The sequence below is a fragment of the Streptomyces sp. NPDC059455 genome (assembly GCF_042750115.1).
Classification (GTDB): domain Bacteria; phylum Actinomycetota; class Actinomycetes; order Streptomycetales; family Streptomycetaceae; genus Streptomyces; species Streptomyces endocoffeicus.
This window is the reverse complement of record NZ_JBHYVB010000165.1, coordinates 1-20131: the sequence shown is the minus strand read 5'-3', so window position 1 is coordinate 20131 and position 20131 is coordinate 1. Positions and strand designations below refer to the sequence as shown.

At 70.7% G+C, this 20131-nt stretch carries 20 protein-coding genes; 16 read left to right on the top strand and 4 right to left on the bottom strand.

What is annotated here, in order from left to right; translation table 11 throughout:
- The first annotated feature begins 126 nt into the window (after positions 1-126).
- Together ACFXB5_RS39745 and ACFXB5_RS39740 are read left to right on the top strand one after the other, a co-directional pair.
- Positions 127-1368 carry a hypothetical protein gene (locus tag ACFXB5_RS39745; protein WP_385217868.1) on the top strand — a complete coding sequence of 414 codons (1242 nt, stop codon included), beginning with the start codon at positions 127-129 and terminating at the stop codon, positions 1366-1368.
- A 228-nt stretch (positions 1369-1596) separates the two neighbouring features.
- A complete protein-coding gene (locus tag ACFXB5_RS39740) occupies positions 1597-2817 on the top strand; it encodes an amidohydrolase (RefSeq protein WP_385217886.1) in 1221 nt (406 codons plus the stop codon).
- A gap of 18 nt (positions 2818-2835) precedes the next feature.
- On the opposite strand, the gene ACFXB5_RS39735 is transcribed toward ACFXB5_RS39740, so the two are convergent.
- From ACFXB5_RS39735 to ACFXB5_RS39725, 3 genes are all read right to left on the bottom strand, one after another.
- Positions 2836-3393: a hypothetical protein gene (locus tag ACFXB5_RS39735; RefSeq protein WP_385217865.1), complete on the bottom strand. Its 558-nt coding sequence runs from the start codon at positions 3391-3393 to the stop codon at positions 2836-2838.
- Positions 3394-3469: 76 nt separating this feature from the next.
- Positions 3470-3598 (bottom strand): hypothetical protein, encoded by a 129-nt coding sequence (locus ACFXB5_RS39730; RefSeq protein WP_385217863.1) that lies wholly within the window; start codon positions 3596-3598, stop codon positions 3470-3472.
- A 441-nt stretch (positions 3599-4039) separates the two neighbouring features.
- On the bottom strand, positions 4040-4324 hold the full coding sequence (locus tag ACFXB5_RS39725; protein WP_385217860.1) for a hypothetical protein: 285 nt from the start codon (positions 4322-4324) through the stop codon (positions 4040-4042).
- Between the two features lie 535 nt (positions 4325-4859).
- Between ACFXB5_RS39725 and ACFXB5_RS39720 the strand changes: the two genes are divergently transcribed.
- The 13 genes from ACFXB5_RS39720 to ACFXB5_RS39660 all read left to right on the top strand — a co-directional run bounded on the left by ACFXB5_RS39720 (position 4860) and on the right by ACFXB5_RS39660 (position 17298).
- On the top strand, positions 4860-5120 hold the full coding sequence (locus ACFXB5_RS39720; RefSeq protein WP_385217857.1) for a hypothetical protein: 261 nt from the start codon (positions 4860-4862) through the stop codon (positions 5118-5120).
- Entirely contained in the window at positions 5092-5619 is a 528-nt protein-coding gene (locus ACFXB5_RS39715) for a DUF6879 family protein (protein ID WP_385217854.1), read from the top strand. The genes ACFXB5_RS39720 and ACFXB5_RS39715 overlap by 29 nt, the downstream gene beginning before the upstream one ends.
- A 24-nt stretch (positions 5620-5643) precedes the next feature.
- Positions 5644-6495 (top strand): helix-turn-helix domain-containing protein, encoded by an 852-nt coding sequence (locus ACFXB5_RS39710; RefSeq protein WP_385217851.1) that lies wholly within the window; start codon positions 5644-5646, stop codon positions 6493-6495.
- Between the two features lie 172 nt (positions 6496-6667).
- Positions 6668-7873: a helix-turn-helix domain-containing protein gene (locus ACFXB5_RS39705; RefSeq protein ID WP_385217849.1), complete on the top strand. Its 1206-nt coding sequence runs from the start codon at positions 6668-6670 to the stop codon at positions 7871-7873.
- A gap of 101 nt (positions 7874-7974) precedes the next feature.
- The gene (locus tag ACFXB5_RS39700) at positions 7975-8577 is read left to right on the top strand and encodes a hypothetical protein (protein ID WP_385217848.1); all 603 of its coding nucleotides are present in this window, start codon (positions 7975-7977) and stop codon (positions 8575-8577) included.
- Entirely contained in the window at positions 8574-8768 is a 195-nt protein-coding gene (locus ACFXB5_RS39695) for a hypothetical protein (RefSeq protein WP_385217845.1), read from the top strand. The genes ACFXB5_RS39700 and ACFXB5_RS39695 overlap by 4 nt, the downstream gene beginning before the upstream one ends.
- Positions 8769-8875: 107 nt before the next feature.
- Positions 8876-9868 (top strand): methyltransferase domain-containing protein, encoded by a 993-nt coding sequence (locus ACFXB5_RS39690; RefSeq protein ID WP_385217844.1) that lies wholly within the window; start codon positions 8876-8878, stop codon positions 9866-9868.
- A 341-nt stretch (positions 9869-10209) separates the two neighbouring features.
- On the top strand, positions 10210-11244 hold the full coding sequence (locus ACFXB5_RS39685) for a BMP family protein (protein ID WP_201852283.1): 1035 nt from the start codon (positions 10210-10212) through the stop codon (positions 11242-11244).
- A gap of 126 nt (positions 11245-11370) precedes the next feature.
- Positions 11371-13011: an ABC transporter ATP-binding protein gene (locus tag ACFXB5_RS39680; protein WP_385217884.1), complete on the top strand. Its 1641-nt coding sequence runs from the start codon at positions 11371-11373 to the stop codon at positions 13009-13011.
- Positions 13008-14138, top strand: a complete 1131-nt coding sequence (locus ACFXB5_RS39675) for an ABC transporter permease (RefSeq protein WP_385217842.1) — start codon at positions 13008-13010, stop codon at positions 14136-14138. The genes ACFXB5_RS39680 and ACFXB5_RS39675 overlap by 4 nt, the downstream gene beginning before the upstream one ends.
- Before the next feature lie 88 nt (positions 14139-14226).
- Positions 14227-15522, top strand: a complete 1296-nt coding sequence (locus ACFXB5_RS39670) for an ABC transporter permease (protein ID WP_385217839.1) — start codon at positions 14227-14229, stop codon at positions 15520-15522.
- A gap of 59 nt (positions 15523-15581) precedes the next feature.
- On the top strand, positions 15582-15941 hold the full coding sequence (locus tag ACFXB5_RS39665) for a cytidine deaminase (protein WP_385217882.1): 360 nt from the start codon (positions 15582-15584) through the stop codon (positions 15939-15941).
- Between the two features lie 79 nt (positions 15942-16020).
- A complete protein-coding gene (locus ACFXB5_RS39660) occupies positions 16021-17298 on the top strand; it encodes a thymidine phosphorylase (protein ID WP_385217837.1) in 1278 nt (425 codons plus the stop codon).
- A gap of 21 nt (positions 17299-17319) precedes the next feature.
- On the opposite strand, the gene ACFXB5_RS39655 is transcribed toward ACFXB5_RS39660, so the two are convergent.
- A complete protein-coding gene (locus tag ACFXB5_RS39655) occupies positions 17320-18273 on the bottom strand; it encodes a LysR family transcriptional regulator (RefSeq protein WP_385217835.1) in 954 nt (317 codons plus the stop codon).
- 92 nt (positions 18274-18365) lie between these two features.
- On the opposite strand from ACFXB5_RS39655, the gene ACFXB5_RS39650 reads away from it, so the two are divergent.
- A complete protein-coding gene (locus ACFXB5_RS39650; protein WP_385217832.1) occupies positions 18366-19691 on the top strand; it encodes an MFS transporter in 1326 nt (441 codons plus the stop codon).
- The last annotated feature ends 440 nt before the right edge of the window (positions 19692-20131 follow it).

The window sequence follows — 20131 nt, the reverse complement described above, 5'->3', positions numbered from 1 at the left end:
TTTGGTCGAGGCCCCGTGGTCCGCCCCCGGGGCGCGCGCCCGGCCGGCGCGGGGCGGGGGGCGCCGCCCCGTGCGCTGGCGCGCCCCCCCCCCCCCCACCCCGGGGCCCTGCCTTTGGACGGTGCGATGGTCTCCGCTGCCCCCTCTGTCTCTCCGGCCTCTGCCTCTCCGGCCACGCTTGCTTTTGTCGAGAGCCCGGTTCAGCTGCTGAACGTGCTGGAGTGGGCGTACGCCGACGTCCAGCGCGCCGACGTCCAGCGCGCCGGGGGCCCCGAGGCCACGGCGCCCCAGGACCTCACCGTGGTGGTGCTCTCCCCGCACGATCCGATGACCCGCGGCCAGCTGCGCCGGATGGCCGAGCTGGCACGGGACGAGGGCTTCGCCGTGCGCTGGGAGGACGCGCGCGGCGGGGCCGGTGCGCCGATCAAGACCATCGGCGGGCTGCGCGGACCGCTGCGCCGGGCCGGGCGGATCGTGATAGGCGATCCGTTCTCCCGCTATGTCCAGCTGCTGCTGACCCTCACCCGGGCCAAGGACCTGGTCGTGGTGGACGACGGCACGGCCACCATGGAGTTCATCTCCCAGCTGGCCAAGGGGGAGCCGCTGGTGCGCTGGCACCGGCGCGGCAGCAAGGGGCCGCGCGACATGGTGTTCGCACCGGTCTCCGCCACCGCGCGCCGCCGGCTCACCCCGGGCGCCAAGCGCCGGGTCGAGGTCTTCAGCTCGATGCCGGTGGAGCCGCCCGCCGGGGTCACCATCACCGCCAACGACTTCGCCTGGACCCGCGCCCGGTTCGGCCCGCCCCGGCTCACCGGGGGCACCGACCTGGTGGGCACGTCCCTGGTCGAGACGGGCGTGGTGGACCTGGAGCGCTATCTGGAAGCGGTCGGCTCGCTGGCCCGCGCCCATGGCGCCACCCGCTACTTCGCCCACCGCCGGGAGAGCGCCGAGAAGCTGCACCGGGTCTCGGCCGAGGTGGGTCTGGAGATCGTACGGCCCGATCTGCCGCTCGAGCTGATAGCCCGTCGCGGCCCCATCGGCCACACGATCGTGAGCTTCCCGTCGACCGTGGTGCACACCCTGCCGCTCGCGCTCGTGGGCACCGGCGTCCAGGTCGCGGTCTGCGATGTGGACCCCGCCTGGCTGACCAGGGACGCCTCCCCGCGCGCCCAGGGCTTCCTGTCCGGGGTCACCGGGACGGCGCGCGATGTGCGCCGGCTGGGCTCGGGGCCGCAGGCGGGGTCGCCCCCACCGAGGGACGCGGCCCCGCCCAGGGACTCGGTCCCGCAGCGTGACGCGGCTCCGAAGCGGGATGCGGCCCCGCCGGCGAATCCGGGACCGCCCGCGGCACCGGTCGCGGCGTCCTGAGACCGGTCGCGCGGCTCCTGAGGCGTCTCAGGTTCTGAGCTCGTCGCCCGTACGGCCGTGTGGCACATCTCACCCGCGGCCGACCGGGAAATCCGCTGTTATACCCCCTGACTAGGAAGATCATGCAGTGGGGCGGGTACTTTTGCGTACCCGAACAGATTGAAAATTTGTTGATCGACATTCGGTGGACCCGCCTGGCGTTCTACGCTTCTTCAGGTGAAGCAATTGATGTCCCTCGATGCGACCGATGTCACACCCGCCGACGCGTCCGCGCTGCCCGGCACGCTCCCCGACGAGCTGCGTGCCGAACTCATCGCCTTCCGGCGCGACTTGCACATGCACCCCGAGCTCGGCAACTGCGAGTTCCGCACCACCGCCGCGATCAAGGCGCGGCTGGAGCAGGCGGGACTCGAGCCGCGGGTGCTGCCCTCCGGCACCGGTCTCATCTGTGACATCGGCCCGCGCGATGGCGTAGCGCCCCTGCTGGCGCTGCGCGCGGACATCGACGGACTGCCCATCCCGGACACCAAGACGGTCGACTACCGCTCGACCGTCGCCGACCGTGCCCACGCCTGCGGCCACGATGTGCACACCACCGTGGTGCTCGGCGCGGGTCTGGTCCTCGCCGAGCTGGCCCGCGAGGGACGGCTGGCGCGCCCGGTGCGGCTGCTGTTCCAGCCCGCCGAGGAGGTGCTGCCCGGCGGCGCGGCCGACGCGATCGAGGCGGGCGTGCTGGACGGCGTCGGCCGGATCCTGGCGCTGCACTGCGACCCGAAGGTCGAGGTCGGCCGGATCGGGCTGCGGGTCGGCCCGATCACCTCGGCCTGTGACCGGCTGGAGGTCTCGCTGGACGGGCCGGGCGGCCACACCGCGCGCCCCCATCTGACCACCGACCTGGTGACCGCCGTCGCCAAGGTGATCACCGAGGTGCCCGCGCTGCTGGCCCGCCGGGTGGACGCCCGCTCGGGCCTGGCCGTCACCTGGGGCCGGGTGGAGTCGGGCCACGCCTGCAACGTGATCCCGCAGCACGCCGAGCTGTCCGCCACGGTCCGCTGCCTGGACCTGCCCGCCTGGCGGGAGGCGCCCGACCTGGTCCATGCCGCGGTGGACGAGATCGCCACCCTGCACCGCGCCAAGTCGGAGATCAACTACATCCGCGGGGTCCCGCCGGTGGTCAACGAGGCGAGCTCCGCCGAGCTGCTGCGGGACGCGATGATCGCCCGCCGGGGCGCGGACGCGGTCGAGGGCACCGAGCAGTCCCTGGGCGGCGAGGACTTCTCCTGGTACCTGGAGCGGGTGCCCGGCGCGATGGCCCGCCTCGGCGTCCGCAAGGCCGACGACACCACCCGGCGCGACCTCCACGCGGGCGACTTCGACGTGGACGAGGACGCGATCGCGGTGGGCGTGGAGCTGTTCACGGCCGCCGTGCTGCTGGAGCGGAACGCGTAAGCCTGGCGGGGGCGTCCGTCACCCGGCTGTCGGCACCGCCGGCCTCGCCGGGAACGCCGAGCCTCCGCCTGCCGCCGAACCGGCTTTGCGGCCCATCGGGCAGGGGATCGTGGGGCGGATGCGGTTCGTGCTGCATGCGACGACCTGGATCGAGGCGAACCCGGTGCCTCGGAGGTACCAGCCGCCGACGACATCCCCGCCCCAGCTGAGCCGGTCGTCCACCATCGCGAACCACCCGGCCTGCCGGGAGGGAGCCTTGTCGTGGTCGGTGAGGAAGGACGGGCTCAACTCGCTGATCTGGTGTCTGTACCAGGCAGCGGCCTTGTCCGGCGCCTCGAATGTGGCCTTGATCATTCTGGCCGGGCGGAGCAGCCAGTGCGGTACCTCTAGTGGGGGCACGTCGCTTGCCATGAAGGCGGGGCCGGCCGCCGCGATCCGCTTCCACTCCTGGGGCGGGATGTCCTCTACGACGCGGTGCGGTGGCCGCCGGGCGGACTCGTCGTCGTATGTGCGGCGCTCTCCGGTCCAGCGGTAGCAGTGCCAGTGGCTCGGCATGGGCGGGAGTGGTGCGGTCACCCGGGGGACCTCCTGCGTGGTGGGAGCGGCCCGCCTTCCGGGCGGGCCGCCGTTTACCTGTGCCGTCGGACGCGGGCTACCTCGCGTACTGGCGTCCGTCGTCGGAGTCGCCGGGCGTCTGGCCGCCCGGGGTCGGGGCGTCCGTGTCCGGCGTGGTGTCGCCGTCCTCCGGGTCGTGGCGGATGACGGCGTGCTGTAATCGCATGGGGCCTCCTGAGTTCATTCGCGCAGGGGTGTCCCCGCGCGTTCGCGCGGTGCTCGTCCCGGCCACTGGCCTGCAAGCGGGAGGCGGGGTGAGCCTTGCTGGGCGGGACTCCGTCCCCGGCGGCGCAGGCCGGGGACGGAGTCCCTTCGTCCCTGCCTTGTCGGTACTCGGGTCGGCGCGTGCCAACCGGCAGGGGTCTTGGGGGCGAGCCGCCGGTGGGATGCGTGCCGGTACGGGCCCGGAACACCAGCGACCCACTCGGCTTATGGGGCCGGGGCCTCCGGCGAAACAGAGGTAGACCGCGAGCCCCAGCAGCGCGGGGTTGCGGCGTACAGCCGCTTCCCGCGCAGGGCACAGCCCCAGTCGTGCAGTTGGGCCCGGTCAGGGTGTCGGGGTCCGGCAGTTCGACTCCGACCAGGAGCGACGGCACTTGGCAGGTCGTCATCGGGACCGTCCCTCGTGCTCGGCCGCGGCCGCGCTGGTAGGGCTCCGCGGTCGGCGCTTCGAGTAGAGCGGCGCGTGCGGGGGACATGCATAGGTGACCTTGCCGACGTCGCTGCGGCTGTCCTCCACCTCGACCGGGATCGGCTCATCGGTGGACAACTGGCAGCGGTAGCACAGTTGGCGTCCCACGGGTGTGCGTCCGTACTCGGCGCGGTCGGCCTCGGCCAGCGCATCCCACAGCTTCCAGGCGTCGGTCAGGTAGTGATCGGCCGAGAGGGGCACGCGCCAGTGGGGTCTTGGGGCCGTCCGTCCAGGAGGCGGGCGGGACGCCGAGGTAGGTGCTCTCGTCGGTCAGCTTGGTGAGGACTCGGACCTGCCGCAGGCGCCAGCTCTCAACGGAGCCCACGGCGATGAGCCAGTACAGGGGGCCGTGCTTGTCCTGGATGACGGCACCGGTCTCATGGCCGAGGGCCTTGAGCGCGCGTTCCCCGATGGTCGGGGCTGCGCGGACGGCGTCCCACCATTTGCCCACCCGTAACGCCTCGACGTCCTGTTTGTTCGGCGGTGTCCACGGGAGGGCTTGGGTGGTAGAGGTGGCCATGCTGGTGCTCCTTGGGCGTTGGCCGCACCCCGGGAGGCTCCGCCGCCTCGCCGGGGTTTGTCGTACCCGCTGACGTTAGGAGCGTGACGTCTGACACATCCAGTCATGTACGCGAATGTTCACATGAGACATTCCCCAGCTCGTGGCCTTGACGTGCTGCAACAAACGGCCGACGGTGGTGTACATCCGTGCACACCAAGAGCGTCGGAGGCGGCGATGACACTACGGTTCATCGGCATCGACCCGAACACCGGAACAGGCGAGAGCCCCACGGTGTGGGTCGAGACCAGCAACAACGATCTGGTCATTCAAGGGTGGAAGCCAACGTCTGAACTCGAAGCTCAATGCGCCGCGTTCGAGGTGCCTGGGCACGCGGCGGGCATCCCCGAGCACGAGGCAGTTATCCGTATTCCGGCCCGCATGGTGCCGATCTTGAGGAAGGCATGCGATGCAGCAGAACGTACCGAGCTTCCATGAGCTGCTCGACGGCGCCCAGCGCTCCGCCGTCCACCTGGAGATGCGGGACGCCTATGGAGTCGTCAGCGAGGCCGCCGACTTCAACCGCTGGAAGAGCACCGGAGAACGGGACACCAGCCCCGACTCACCGTACTGGGCGCCCTGGGTGGCGCTGATCCGCCGCACCATCGCCCGCGGCGTCGTCGTGCGCCGGGCACGCATCGTGTCCGAGCCGGTCAGCGACTACGTCCGGTACGAGCACGCCGGAACGGTCGTCAACATCCACGCCGGTGAACGGGTACGGTGGCTCGCCCGCCGACGCGCCTCCGACATCGCACTGCCAGGGAACGACTTCTGGCTGATCGACGGTCGACTTATCCGGTGGAATCACTTCACCGGCGACGGCGCCTCCGGCGGTGGGGAGATCAGCGAGGACCCCGACACGGCGAAGCTGTGCGCTGAGGCGTTCGAGACGGTATGGGCGCGCGCAACCGCCCACGAGGACTACAAGATCAGCTAACACGGAAAGGCGCACGGTCAGCTCATGTCCAACTCCCCGTCCTCCTCGGCCCAAGCCGCGCGCGAACGGGTCGCGCAGCGCCTACGGGACCTACGTGCCGACGCGGGCATTACCGGTACTGAGCTGGCCGTGCGCTGCGGCTGGACGCACCCCAAGACATCCCGCATCGAGAACGCGCGCACTCCGCCGACGCCGGACGACGTCCGCCGCTGGTGCCGGGCCTGCGGCGCTGAGGACCAGGCCGCAGGCATCATTGCTCAGTCGCGGGATGCCGAATCCCTGTACGTCGAATGGCAGCGCAAGGTGCGCGCGGGTCTGAAGCGTCTGCAGGACAGCTACGTGGATCTGTACCAGTCGACGGAGTTGTTCCGGATCTACTCGCCCACCCTGGTGCCTGGCCTGCTGCAGACCGAGGGGTACGCGCGCGCTCTGCTGTCCATCAACACCCGTCTGCTCGACATTCCCGACGACGCCGAGGACGCTGCGGCCGCACGCCTTGAACGCTCACAGGTCATCCACCAGCCGGGTCACCGGTTCGTCATGCTGATCGAAGAGGGGGTCCTCCGCTACCAGTTGGGCGACGAGGACGCGATGGCCGCGCAGCTTGGTTACCTGCTCACCGCTGGGGCCCTTCCGGCTGTCTCGTTGGGGATCATCCCCAGCGCGACGCGGGGGCGCGTCCTATGGCCTCAGGAGCTGTTCCACGTCTACGACGACACCCTGGTGTCGGTCGAGCTGCTGTCCGCGCGGGTCCAGGTCACACAGCCCTCGGAGATCGCGCTGTATCTGAAGGCGTTCGAGCAGCTGCGCAGTATGGCCGTGTACGGGGCCGAGGCGCGGGCGTTGATCCTGAAGGCCATCGAGGCCCTGCACTGACTTCGGGCACGACGAAAGCCCTTCCCGGCCCGAAGACCTCTGGACTGGGCGAGGGGGCATTCGCCGCGTCAAGGAAGCGCGACGGCCCCACCGAAATGGGGGCCGTTCAGCCGTACCGGCCTGGTTAGCCGGGGGTACCGTTCTGAGTGTCTAGGTCAGAACGGAGTTCAGCATGCCACAGAGCAATGAGGAACACACCGGCGCACGCATCGCGGATTACCGGAAACTGCGTCAACTTACCCAGACCGCACTCGCACAGCGATCGTTCCTCGCCCGCAGCACCATCGCGAAGGTCGAGCGCGGCCTGGCGCCGGCCACACCCTCCGTCGTAGCCGCCATCGCCCGAGTCCTCCAGGTGGACGTCGCTGTGCTCAACGGCCAGCCGTACACCTCCGAGTTACAGCAGGACCATCTCGATCGCCTGATCTCCCCGCTGTCCGAGGCGCTCGACATGTACGACCTCGGGCCGGACCCACACATCACGCCCAGGCACATCGATCGGGTAGAGAGTGACGTACGGGCGCTGTGCAGCGGGGCCTCCGCTACCGAGTACAAGGACATCGGCTCGAAGCTGCCTGGTCTGCTCGGCGAACTCACCACCATGGTCAGCCTGCTGTCTCCAAGCGAGGGCTACCGGCGCGCGGCCTCATCGCTGAGCTGGTGCTATTGGGTGGCATACGAGTTCGCTTATCGAGTCGGCTATCACGACATGGCGTCCATCGCGCTGGAGCGCATGGGGTGGATGGCTGAGCAGGCACAGGATCCGCTGCTGCTCGCCATCCGCCTGAACAAGTGGTCGAGCATGCTGCTTCGGCGAGGGAACAACCAGATGTCACTACAGGTAATCACGCGCGGCCATCGACTCATCGGCCAGGTCGAGCAGCCCGAGTCCGTGGAGGCTCTGGCGGTGACCGGCAGTCTGCATCTCGCGTCGGCCATCGCGGCCGCCCAAGCACGCGATGCTGACCAGGTCACCGGCTATATGGGCCTGGCTCGCGAGATGGCCGAGAAGATCGGCCGAGATGTGCCGGACGTCTATTGGTCGTCGTTCGGTCTGACGAACGTGCAGCACTTCGACGTTGCGACGAACGTCGAGCTCGGTGAGCTCGGCGAGGCGGTGAAACTGTCCAAGAAGCTGCATTTTCCGGATACGCATCCCCGCATGCGGGTGGGCCGGTACTACATCGAGATGGCCCGCGCCTATGCGCAGATGGGGAAAACGGAGCCTGCTGAGCGGTTCTTGGTACGGGCGCGTAAGGTCGCTCCGCAGCAGGCCCGGTATCACCCGCTGGTGCGGGAGACGATCGGCGTCCTGGTGCGCCGTCAGCGGCGGGCGCCCGAAACCCTGTCCTCGTTGGCTGCGTGGGTCGGCATGTAGCAGCGCCAGGGTGCCCCATTGTTCCCTATCTGGGAACACTGTCAGCCTCGCGGTTCGACACGATGTGACGGTCAGAAAACAGACTGTGCACGGAGCCGGCCATGACGACCAGGACCCTGCCGTGGGAACCACCGAACAAGCAGGACATCGAGGCGTTACCGGTGGGCAAATGGTGGGACGCCGTCTCCGCGCCCACCACCGTCGCCGACCGAGCCCTGGAACTGCTCGGTGACCGATCCGGCGCCGTCATCCAGGACGACACCTACGGCAAGATGTACTGGCTGATCGGCATCGACACTGCTACCGCCCGCAGCTGGGGCATGCGCCAGGTCCGCGTCCTCACCGAACTCGCCGACGAGGGGACCCTTCTCGGCGTGCCGCCCGCCTGCTGGAGCGCTGAGCACCGAACTTACTGGCGGATCCCGCTCGGCCCGGACCGGTATCTGACCGACATCAATGACCTGGTCCGCGCCCTGCGCCAGGCACTCGACGACGTCCTCGGCCCGACGCAGGACGGTCGACAGCTGTGCTACCGATGTCAGTTCCCCACCGACGAACCGGTCCCGGTGGCCATCGAGCACAGCGGCAGTGTGGCCAGCACGACCGTCTATGCCTGCCCTACCCACGCTCGGGACTACCCGCGCGATGCCGTCGTCCAGGCCGCCGCCAGGCGCCGTGCCCTTGAGCAGGGAGGGACCCGATGACGGCCGTCGAGCAGACCGCCGAGCAGACCGAGGACCCGTTCGCCGACGAGGCGTGGCGCGCCGCCATCGAGCACGCCGCGGGCTGCCTGGCCTGTCGGACGCCCGGCGCCGGGTGCGAGACCGGGGAGCGACTGCTCCGCGCCTGTGAGGCGGCTGCGCGGCAGGCCCGATATGGGGAGGTGGAACTGTGACCGTCGAGAACAAGCACAAGGGCGATCCCGCCCCGATCAAGCCGTGGACGCCCCCGCCACCGCCCCCGCCGGACGGCACACCGCCCCCGAGGGAGAAGTGAGGGAAGGTGACCGAGGACTGGCGACAACGCCATACGGCACTCCTGGGCGCCCTGGCCGCGTCCGGTGAACTCCCGCACGCCTGGCGCTCGGCCTTCGCCGCTGTCCCGCGCCACCGCTTCATCCCCGCCGACATCTGGGAGCAGCGGGCCACCTGCGTTCCCGTGACGACGGACGCGGCCTGGTGGGACCTTGTCTACCGGGATGTGCCGATCGTGACGCAGGTGGACGACGGGCAGAGTGCCGGCCCAGGGATCGCGACCTCGTCCAACTCCATGCCCACGATGGTGGCGCGCATGCTCACCGCGCTGGAGGTCGCCGACGGGCAGCGCGTGTTGGAGATCGGCACCGGCAGCGGCTGGAACGCCGCGCTGCTCGCCGCGCGCCTGGGGAGCCAGAACGTCACCACCGTCGAGGTCGATCCGGTGCTGGCGGAGAAGGCCGCGAAGGTCATCAAGGACGCCGGATACAGCCCCGACGTCGTGTGGGGCGACGGCGCACGGGGGTGGGAGTCCGGGGCGCCGTACGACCGGATCATCGCGACCTGTTCGGTGCGGCGGATTCCCTACGCCTGGGTGCGGCAGACCAAGCCGGGCGGGCGCATCCTCGCCCCGCTGGCGGGAGACTTCTGGTCCGGGGCGCTGGTACGGCTCGACGTCGGCGGCGACGGGGTGGCCTCCGGCCGGTTCGTCGGCGGTGCCCGGTTCATGCCGATGCGCTCGGAGCGCCCTCGCCCGGAGTCCCGGTGGACAGCGGAACCGGTCGGCGCGGCAGTACCGGCGCCCTTCCCGCCGAGACCATGGCGGGCCTCGGTTTCGCCCTCTACGCGGGCGCGAAACTGCCGGGCGTGGTCATGGCCGACGGAACAGCGGACGGCAGGTATCAGATGTGGCTTCACGATCGGAATGGGTCGGCGGCCACGGTCGCCCAGGAGGAGGTGTGGAGTTACGGCCCACGCCGGTTGTGGGAGGAGGCCACCGCCGTGCACGAGGCGTACGTGAAGGACGGCAGCCCGGGCCCCGGCGACTTCGGGTTGACCGTGTTCTCCGGTGGACAGCGACTCTGGCTCCGCTCACCTGACGCACCCCTCGACTGACAGACGAAGAAGCCCCCGTCCTCCTCGGACCCGGGGCTTGTCCGGTGGATCTCATACCGGGACGTACCGGGCGCAATCGCAGCCGTTTTGCCCGCCCGAAACGTTGCGTAGACCTCGCGGACACGAGAGGTTCGCGACGATCCGATAACGGCTTCCTAAGGGGCCTTTACCTGGCATCTACGCGCGTTACGATGCGGCGGAGCCAGCGCCGCAAGGGGCGCTTCGAGATCATCAGAGGGGACCCTCGTGCGCCGGGTATCCACGATAGCGGTCGCGGGCATTGCCACCGCGGCTCTCGCATTCTCCGTCACCGCGTGTGGCAGCAGTTCCGAAGAGGGAAGCAAGGACGCCGGTATCGGTCTGGCCTACGACGTGGGCGGCCGCGGCGACCACTCCTTCAACGACTCCGCCGCCAAGGGCTATGACAAGGCCCTGAAGGACTTCGACGTCAAGGGCAAGGAGCTGACGGCGAAGGACGGCGACACGGACGCCGACCGCTACGACAAGCTGGCGAGCCTCGCCGAGGCGGGCTACAACCCCGTCGTGGGCGTCGGCTACGCGTGGACTCCCTCGCTCACCAAGGCCGCCAAGAAGTACAAGGACACCGACTTCGCCATCGTCGACTCGGTCGTCGACTCCAAGAACGTGGCCAGCCTGGTCTCCGCCGAGCACGAGGGCTCCTACCTCGCCGGCGTGGCGGCGGGGCTGAAGACCAAGTCGAACAAGGTCGGTTTCATCGGTGGCACCGACAGCGCGCTGATCAAGAAGTTCGCGGGCGGCTTCCAGCAGGGCCTGAAGGACACCAACCCCAAGGCGTCCCTGGACGTCCAGTGGGTGCAGGTCGGTTCGCCCAAGGGCTTCGGCATGCCGGACCGCGGCAAGGACATCGCCGAGGGCATGCTCTCCAACAAGGTCGACGTGATCTTCTCCGCGGCCGGCGGCTCCGGCGCGGGCGCCATCGAGGCGACAGCCGGTAAGAAGGGCACCTGGTCGATCGGCGTCGACGGCGACCAGTACTACGACAAGGGCCTGGCCCAGTACAAGAACGCGATCCTGACCTCCATGGTCAAGACCGTGGACGGTTCGGTCTACGACTTCATCAAGAGCGTCGTGAAGGACAAGAAGCCCGAGAGCGGCGTCCAGACCTACGACCTCAAGCGCGGCGGCGTCTCCCTCTCCTACTCCGGCGGCTTCATCAACGACATCAAGCCGAAGATCGAGGCGGCCAAGAAGAAGATCATCGACGGTCAGATCAAGGTCCAGGACACCTACAAGGACTGACCCCTCGCGTCACGGACCCGCACGGCACCTCCGGGCATCCGCCCCGGGTCCGCCCGGGTCCGTGGCGTACTCCGGCCGGTCCGGCCCCCGGCCAGCCCCACCCCCTCCGCCCCTCAGGAGTGCGCCATCGAAGCCGCCAGCCCACCCAAGGGCGCTCCCGCCGGTGCCGTCACCGACGTCGCCGTAGAACTCCACGGAATCACCAAGCGGTTCCCCGGAGTCGTCGCCAACCACGACATCGACATCACCGTGCGCCGCGGCACCGTGCACGCCCTCGTGGGCGAGAACGGCGCGGGCAAGTCGACCCTGATGAAGATCCTCTACGGGATGCAGCGCCCGGACGAGGGCACCATCGCGATCGGCGGCGAGGCGGTGGAACTGCACTCCCCGGCGGACGCCATATCCCGCGGTGTGGGCATGGTGCACCAGCACTTCATGCTCGCCGACAACTTCACCGTGCTGGAGAACGTGGTCCTCGGCGCCGAGAAGCTGCACGGCATCGCCGGTAAGGCGCGCGCCCGGATCAAGGAGATCTCCGACGCCTACGGGCTGGGCGTCCGCCCCGATGTCCTCGTCGAGGACCTGGGCGTGGCGGACCGTCAGCGCGTGGAGATCCTCAAGGTCCTCTACCGGGGGGCCCGGACGCTGATCCTCGACGAGCCGACCGCCGTGCTCGTCCCGCAGGAGGTCGACGCGCTCTTCGACAACCTCCGCGAGCTCAAGTCCGAGGGCCTGACGGTGCTGTTCATCTCGCACAAGCTGGGCGAGGTGCTGTCCGTGGCCGATGACATCACCGTCATCCGGCGCGGCACCACGGTCGCCTCCGTCGTGCCGTCCGAGACCAGCCCCCGGCAGCTGGCCGAGCTGATGGTCGGCAGCGAGCTGCCCTCGCCCGAGACCCGCGAATCCACCGTCACCGACACCGACATGCTCGTCGTGGACGCGCTGCGGCTGACCGCCACCGATGTGGACGGGGTCGAGCGGGCCGTGCTCGACGACATCGACTTCACCATCCGCAAGGGCGAAGTCCTCGGCATCGCCGGGGTGGAGGGCAACGGCCAGGCCGAACTGGTCGAGGCCATCATGGGCATGCGCGACCCCGACGCCGGCACCATCACCCTCGACGGCGCCGACATCTCCCACGCGCCCACCCGCAAGCGGCGCGAGGACGGCATCGGCTACATCCCCGAGGACCGCCACCGGCACGGACTGCTGCTGGAAGCGCCGCTGTGGGAGAACCGCATCCTCGGCCATGTCACCGAGGAGCCCAACAGCAAGGCCGGGCTGCTCAACCCGGCCGCCGCCCGGCGCGACACCGAGCGGATCGTCGCCGAGTACGACGTGCGTACGCCGGGGATCGAGGTCACCGCGGCCTCGCTGTCCGGCGGCAACCAGCAGAAGCTGATCGTCGGCCGGGAGATGAGCCACCACCCCAAGCTGCTGATCGCCGCGCACCCCACCCGGGGTGTGGACGTGGGCGCCCAGGCGCAGATCTGGGACCAGATCCGCGCCGCGCGCCGGGACGGCCTGGCCGTGCTGCTGATCTCGGCCGACCTGGACGAGCTGATCGGCCTGTCCGACACCCTGCGGGTGATGTACCGCGGCCGGCTGGTCGCCGACGCCGACCCCGCCACGATCACCCCGGAGGAGCTGGGCTCGGCCATGACCGGCGCCGCCTCCGGCCATCTGGAGGGCCCGGCGGACGACGGGACCGAGGCCGCCCCCGAGGCTGGGGCCGGAACCGCGACCGGGGGAGAGGACCGATGAAGAAGCTGGACAAGGAGCGGGTGCTGCTCGCGGTCGCGGCCCCGGTGCTGGCGCTCGCCGCCGCGTTCGTGGTGACCGCGCTGGTGCTGCTGGCGACCGGCAAGGAGCCGTTCAACGCCTTCGGCATCATGTTCGACTACGGCGTGAAGGCCGACAGCCAGGTCTACATCCTCAACAAGGCGACCACGTACTACCTGGCGGGGCTCGCGGTGGCCATCGGCTTCCGGATGAACCTCTTCAACATCGGCGTCGACGGCCAGTACCGGCTCGCCGCCTTCTTCGCCGCCGTCGTCGGCGGGGCGCTGAAGCTCCCCGGGCTGGTGCAGATCCCGCTGATCCTGCTGGTCGGCATGCTCGTCGGCGCGATGTGGGCGTCCATCGCCGGTCTGCTGAAGGTCTACCGGGGCGTCAGCGAGGTGATCAGCACCATCATGCTGAACTCCCTCTCGGGCATCGTCATCAGCTATCTGCTGGTGGACGGGCGGCTGGCCGACCTCGACAAGCAGACCAACATCGTGGCCACCGACCCGCTGCCGTCCTCCAGCCACTTCTTCACCTTCCCGGCGGGCGGCGACCTCGATCCCATCTGGGGCTTCATCGTCGTCGCGGCGCTCGCGGGCGTCGGCTTCTGGTTCCTGCTCGGCCGCACCCGGTTCGGCTTCGACCTGCGCGCGGTGGGCCGCTCCGAGTCCGCCGCCCAGGCCAGCGGCGTCAACGTCAAGCGCATGGTGCTCACCAGCATGCTGCTCTCGGGCGCGATGGCCGGTCTGATCGGCATGCCGACCCTGCTCAACGACACCCACCAGTTCACCTCCGACTTCCCCACCGGCATCGGCTTCACCGGTATCGCCATCGCGCTGCTCGGCCGCAACAACCCGGTCGGCATCGGCCTGGCCGCCGTGCTGTGGGGCTTCCTCGAGCGCGGCGCCAACCGCCTGGAGTTCGAGGGCTACGACAAGGAGATCGTCGGTGTGATGCAGGGCGTGATCGTCCTGTGCGTCGTCATCGCGTACGAACTGGTGCGCCGCTACGGGCTCAAGCGCCAGCAGCAGAGGGTGGGCGCGGAGCTCGCCGCCCAGGCCAGGGCCGACAAGGGTACGGACAAGCAGGAGGTGTCGGTGTCGTGAGCGACGCACACGAGGCCTCCGGGCCGCAGATGACGACGATGGCCGCGCCTTCGTGCCGAGTGGGCGGAGAAGCGAACGGAGAAACACGATGAGTGCCACGGTGACCACCACCAAGAGCACGGGCACGCCGGGCAAGGGGAACGGGCCCGCCTCCCGGATGTCCCTGGGCAAGGTGCTGCTGATCGTCGCCGGGGCGCTGGTCGCGCTGTCGGTGCTGCGGGCGCTCGTCGACGCCGCCCAGCAGGCGGACTTCGACCGCGTCACCTCCTCCGGGCAGATCGGCGCCGCGCTCTCCATGGCCGTGCCGATCGGCCTCGCGGGCCTCGGCGGGCTGTGGTCCGAGCGGGCCGGTGTGGTCAACATCGGCCTCGAGGGCATGATGATCCTCGGCACCTTCTTCGGCGCCTGGGCCGGCTACCAGAGCAACCCCTGGGTGGGGGTGCTCGCGGGCGTCCTCGGCGGCGCGCTCGGCGGGCTGATCCACGCGGTGGCCACCGTCACCTTCGGGGTGGACCACATCATCTCCGGTGTGGCGATGAACATCCTCGCCCTCGGCGCCACCACCTATCTGGCCAAGCGCTGGTTCGAGCCGCTGGCCGACATCGGCGGTTCCCCGAAGAACTCCCCGCAGGTCGACCCCATCCAGTCGTTCACCGTCCCCGGACTGTCCGACTGGCTCGCCGACCTGGAGAACCACCACTGGTTCCTGGTCTCGGACGTCGCGGGCATCCTCGGCGGCCTGGTCACCGACATCTCGGCGCTGACCGTCGTCTCCGTCCTGCTGGTCGTGGGCAGCTTCTTCGCCCTGTGGCGGACCTCGTTCGGACTGCGGCTGCGGTCCTGCGGTGAGAACCCGACGGCGGCCGAGTCCCTCGGTGTCAACGTCTACCTCTACAAGTACGCGGCCGTGGTGATCTCCGGCGGCCTCGCCGGGCTCGGCGGCGTCTTCCTCGCCCTCGTCCGCTCGCACATCTACAACGAGGGCCAGACCGGCGGCCGCGGCTACATCGGCCTCGCCGCCATGCTCTTCGGCAACTGGCGGCCCGGCGGGCTCGCCATGGGCGCCGGTCTCTTCGGCTACTCCGACGCCCTCCAGCTGCGCAACGGCGGGGCGACCGTGCACGCCCTGCTGCTCCTGGTCGCGCTCGGCCTCGCCGCGCTGGCGGCCTGGCGGATTGTCCGCAAGAGTTATGTCGCGGGCGCGGTGTCCGGCGCCGCGGCCGTCGCGCTGTTGCTGTGGTACGCCCTGACCGACACGGTCCCCAACGACCTGGTCAGCGCCACGCCGTACATCGTGACCCTGCTGGTCATGGGGCTCGCCTCACAGCGGCTGCGGATGCCCAAGGCGAACAACAGGCCGTACCGGAAGGGACAGGGCACATGACCACTTCCGCCGCCGCGGCCCCCGACTGGGAGTCGCGGCGCTAACCGCCCCGGGACGCAATTTCCGGGCCCTACGCCCCCTACTCCGGTTTCCCGGTGGGTGCCGCGGCGCTCGTCGACGACGGCCGCACGGTCAGCGGCTGCAATGTGGAGAACGCCGCGTACGGCGTCGCGCTGTGCGCCGAATGCGGTCTGATCTCCTCCCTCGTCGCCTCGGGCGGCGGCCGCCTCACCGCCTTCACCTGCTGCGACCTCGAGGGCACCGTGCTGATGCCCTGCGGCCGCTGCCGTCAGCTGCTGTGGGAGCACGGCGGCCCGGAGCTCCAGATGGACACCGCCACGGGCATCCGCCCGCTCGCCGAACTCCTCCCGGACGCCTTCGGCCCCGCCGATCTGCGCCGCGCCGCGGCCCGCGGCTGACGCCCCGCGCCGCCTCGGTCCGCGCCGCCGCGACCCGCCCGGTCGGCCCCCTGAACACGAAAGGCCCCGTACAGCCCCCATGGACGCCATCTCCGTCATCCGTGCCAAGCGCGACGGCACCCGCCTCACCGACGCCCAGATCGACTGGATCATCGATGCCTACACGCGCGGCGAGGTGGCGGACGAGCAGATGTCCGCGCTCGCGATGGCGATCTTCCTCAACGGCATGGTCCGGGCCGAGATCGCCCGCTGGACCGCCGCGATGATCGCGTCCGGTGAGCGGATGGACTTCTCCTCCCTGCCGCGCCCGACCTCCGACAAGCACTCCACCGGCGGCGTCGGCGACAAGATCACCCTGCCGCTCGCCCCCGTCGTGGCCGCCTGCGGAGCCGCCGTACCGCAGCTCTCCGGCCGGGGCCTGGGCCACACCGGCGGCACCCTGGACAAGCTGGAGTCCATTCCCGGCTGGCGCGCCCAGCTGACCAACGGCGACATGCTGGCCGTCCTCCGCGACGTCGGCTCGGTGATCTGCGCGGCGGGCGAGGGGCTGGCCCGCGCCGACAAGAAGCTGTACGCGCTGCGCGATGTCACCGGCACGGTCGAGTCGATCCCGCTCATCGCCTCCTCGATCATGTCCAAGAAGATCGCCGAGGGCACCGGCTCCCTGGTCCTGGACGTCAAGGTGGGCTCCGGCGCCTTCATGAAGGACATCGACTCCGCGCGCGAACTGGCCGCCACGATGGTCGGCCTCGGCAATGACCACGGCGTCCGTACGACCGCCCTGCTCACCGACATGTCCACCCCGCTCGGCCTGACGGCGGGCAACGCCCTCGAGGTCCGCGAGTCCGTGGAGGTCCTGGCGGGCGGCGGCCCGGCCGACGTCGTCGAGCTCACCCTCGCCCTGGCCCGCGAGATGCTGGACGCGGCGGGCCTGAAGGACGCCGACCCCACCAAGGCCCTGGCCGACGGCACCGCGATGGACCACTGGCGCCGCATGATCGCCGCCCAGGGCGGCGACCCGGACGCCCCGCTCCCGGTGGCCCGCGAACACCACGTCCTGCGCGCCGAGTCGACCGGCGTCCTCACCCGCCTCGACGCCTACGCGGTGGGCCTCGCCGCCTGGCGCCTGGGCGCGGGCCGCGCCCGCAAGGAAGACCCGGTACAGGCGGGCGCGGGCATAGAACTCCACGCCAAACCAGGCGACCACATCACCACCGGCCAGCCCCTCCTCACCCTCCACACCGACACCCCGGCGACCTTCCCCTACGCCCTGGAAGCCCTGGCCGACGCGATCGCCTACGCCCCCCAGGGCACGGAATTCACCACGAGCCCGATCGTGCTGGAACGCATCGCCTGACCCGCTGCGTGAGCCACTGGCCTACGTCAGCAGCTGGCCCCGGCGGCTCAGGAGGAACTTCTTGAAGGCCGCCACCGGGGGTGTGTCCGGGTGGCCGTCCAGCCAGGCGACGCCGATCTCGCGGACGGCGCGCGGGGCGGTGACGGTCAGCTCGGCCACGCCGGGGCGGGGGACCGCCGGGGGCGGGAGGAGGGCCACGCCGAGGCCGGCGGCGACCAGGCCGCGGAGGGTCTCCGCCTCCTCGCCCTCGAAGGCGATCCTCGGGGTGAAGCCCGCCTCGGTGCACAGCGCGTCCGTGATGCGCCGCAGTCCGTAGCCCGGTTCCAGGGTGACGAACAGCTCCGAGGCGGCCTCGGCGAGCCGCACCCGGCGGCGCCCGGCCAGCCGGTGGTCGTCGGGGACCACCAGCCGCAGCCGCTGTTCGTCCAGGCGGCGGGCGACCAGATCGGGGGCGTCCGGCACCGGGGAGGTCAGACACAGGTCGAGGCCGCCCGCGCGCATCCGCTCGATCATCGCCTCGCCGTAGTTCTGGACCAGTTGGAAGCGCACCCGCGGATGGTCCACCCGGAAGGTCCGGATCAGACCGGGCACGGTCTCGGTCCCCAGCGTGTGCAGGAAGCCGAACGAGACCAGGCCCGCCGCGGGGTCGGCGTCGGCCCGTACGGACTCGGCGGCGCGGTCGACCTCGGCGAGGGCCCGTTCGACCGAGCGCAGGAAGGTCCGTCCGGCCGGGGTGAGCGCCACCGTGCGGCCCCGGCGGGCGAAGAGCGACACGCCCAGGTCCTCCTCCAGCCGGACCATCGCCCGGCTGAGCGTGGACTGGGGCACCCCCAGCTCCTGTGCGGCGCGGGTCACATGCTCATGGCGGGCGACGGCGGCGAACTGGGCGAGGCGCGGGGTGAGCGCGGCGGCCCAGGACTCCGCCTCGACATCTGCTGTCACCGGAATGTCGTTTTCGTAACTGATGCGTGACACGGGCGGCCCTGACCTTTACTCATGCGGCAGTGGATTGATTATCGCCATTCCGTGCATTGGACGCATCAACCGTGGTTACGTACGGTCGAACCATGCCTCCTGCTGATACCAGGGCGTCCACCGGGAACCACCGCGTGGACGCCTCCGCTTCGCCGTCCTCGAACCAGAACCCGAATTCCTCCGAGTCCGAGCGGATGAGCCCGGGCCACCCCGGCTACCTCCGGATGCGGCTCGCCCTCTTCACCGCGGGACTCGCCACCTTCGCCCTGCTCTACTCGACCCAGGCGCTGCTGCCCGCGATCTCCGACGATCTGCGGGTCCAGGCGGACCAGGCCAGCTGGAGCGTCTCCGCGGCCACCTTCGGCCTCGCGCTCGCGGTGGTGCCGCTGAGCGCGCTGTCCGAGCGGTTCGGCCGGCGCGCCATGATGACCGTCTCGCTCACGGTCGCGGTCGTCCTCGCCCTGCTGGTGCCCTTCGCACCGGACCTGGGCTGGCTGATCGGGCTGCGCGCGGTCCAGGGCGCGGCGTTGGCCGGGATCCCGGCCTCCGCGATGGCGTACCTCTCGGAGGAAGTCCACCCGAAGGCGCTGATCGGCACGATCGGGCTGTTCGTGGCCGGTAACAGCGTCGGCGGGATGAGCGGCCGGATCGTCACCGGCTGGGTGGCGGACGCCTGGGGCTGGCGGGCCGCGCTCGCCGCGGTCGGCGTGATGGCGCTGCTGTGCGCGGCGTCCTTCCGGATGCTGCTGCCCAAGGCCCGGCACTTCACCCCGGCCTCGGTGAGCCCGCGGGCGCTGGCCCGCACCCTCGCCGGGCATCTCTCCGATCCGCTGCTGTGCCGGCTGTACGCGATCGGCGCGCTGTTCATGACGGTCTTCGGCGGGGTCTACACGGTCATCGGCTACCGCCTGGTGGCCGAGCCCTTCGGGCTCTCGCAGAGCCTGATCGGCTCGATCTTCCTGATCTACCTGGTCGGCACGGTCTCCTCGGCCGCCACCGGCAAGCTGGTCGGCCGGCTCGGGCGGCGCGGCGCGCTGTACGTGGCGGTGTCCACGACGGCCGCCGGGCTGCTGCTGTCCCTGCTGAACTCGATCCCGGCGGTGCTGGCCGGTCTGGTGCTGATCACCGCGGGCTTCTTCGCGGGCCACGCGGCGGCGTCCTCGGCGGTGAGCCGTACGGCCAAGACCGGACGCGCCCAGGCCGCGGCGCTCTACCAGGCGTCGTACTACATCGGCAGCAGCCTGGGCGGTGCGCTGGGCGCGCTCGCCTTCCACGCGGCCGGGTGGGGCGGCACGGTCGCCATGGGCCTGGTGGCGGTCGGCGGCGCGGCGGCGATCACGGTGTACGCGACGCGGAAGGCGATGGCCGAGCGGCGCGCGGAGACAGCGCGGCGCGAGCTGGTCGGCGTGCCTGCCTAGGGGGTGCCCGACGGACCACAACGCCTGCGGCGGGCCGCTCCCCACCCCGCCCCTTCCCACAACTGGGTCTCCGCCCCAGCCCCCGGGTCGGGTTTGGGGGCTCTGCCCCGGGCCTCGGGTCGGGTTCGGGGGCTCTGTCCCAGATGCCGGGTCGGGTCCGGTTCCCAGATGCCGGGGCGGGTCCGGGCTCCGTCCCAGCCCTCGGGTCGGGTTTGGGGCTCCGTCCCGGATGCCGGGTCGGGTTTGGGGTTCCGCCTCAGATGCTGGGTCGGGTTCGGGGGTTCTGCCCCGGGCCTCGGGTCGGGTTTGGGGCTTCGCCCCAGGCGTTGGGGTCCAGGGGCGGAGCCCCTGGTATCGGGAAGGGGCGGGGAGGGGAAAGATCCGCCGCACCCCCCGCGACCCCCTGAAGCGCGAAGGGGGCGGTTAGCCCCAGTCCGGCG

Bases quoted from the DNA above. Each gene is read 5' to 3' on its own strand.
- ACFXB5_RS39745 (WP_385217868.1), top strand. From the start codon at position 127: ATGGTCTCCGCTGCCCCCTCTGTCTCTCCGGCCTCTGCCTCTCCGGCC.
- ACFXB5_RS39740 (WP_385217886.1), top strand. From the start codon at position 1,597: ATGTCCCTCGATGCGACCGATGTCACACCCGCCGACGCGTCCGCGCTG.
- ACFXB5_RS39730 (WP_385217863.1), bottom strand. From the start codon at position 3,598: ATGCGATTACAGCACGCCGTCATCCGCCACGACCCGGAGGACGGCGAC.
- ACFXB5_RS39720 (WP_385217857.1), top strand. From the start codon at position 4,860: ATGACACTACGGTTCATCGGCATCGACCCGAACACCGGAACAGGCGAG.
- ACFXB5_RS39715 (WP_385217854.1), top strand. From the start codon at position 5,092: ATGCAGCAGAACGTACCGAGCTTCCATGAGCTGCTCGACGGCGCCCAG.
- ACFXB5_RS39710 (WP_385217851.1), top strand. From the start codon at position 5,644: ATGTCCAACTCCCCGTCCTCCTCGGCCCAAGCCGCGCGCGAACGGGTC.
- ACFXB5_RS39705 (WP_385217849.1), top strand. From the start codon at position 6,668: ATGCCACAGAGCAATGAGGAACACACCGGCGCACGCATCGCGGATTAC.
- ACFXB5_RS39700 (WP_385217848.1), top strand. From the start codon at position 7,975: ATGACGACCAGGACCCTGCCGTGGGAACCACCGAACAAGCAGGACATC.
- ACFXB5_RS39695 (WP_385217845.1), top strand. From the start codon at position 8,574: ATGACGGCCGTCGAGCAGACCGCCGAGCAGACCGAGGACCCGTTCGCC.
- ACFXB5_RS39675 (WP_385217842.1), top strand. From the start codon at position 13,008: ATGAAGAAGCTGGACAAGGAGCGGGTGCTGCTCGCGGTCGCGGCCCCG.
- ACFXB5_RS39670 (WP_385217839.1), top strand. From the start codon at position 14,227: ATGAGTGCCACGGTGACCACCACCAAGAGCACGGGCACGCCGGGCAAG.
- ACFXB5_RS39660 (WP_385217837.1), top strand. From the start codon at position 16,021: ATGGACGCCATCTCCGTCATCCGTGCCAAGCGCGACGGCACCCGCCTC.
- ACFXB5_RS39650 (WP_385217832.1), top strand. From the start codon at position 18,366: ATGCCTCCTGCTGATACCAGGGCGTCCACCGGGAACCACCGCGTGGAC.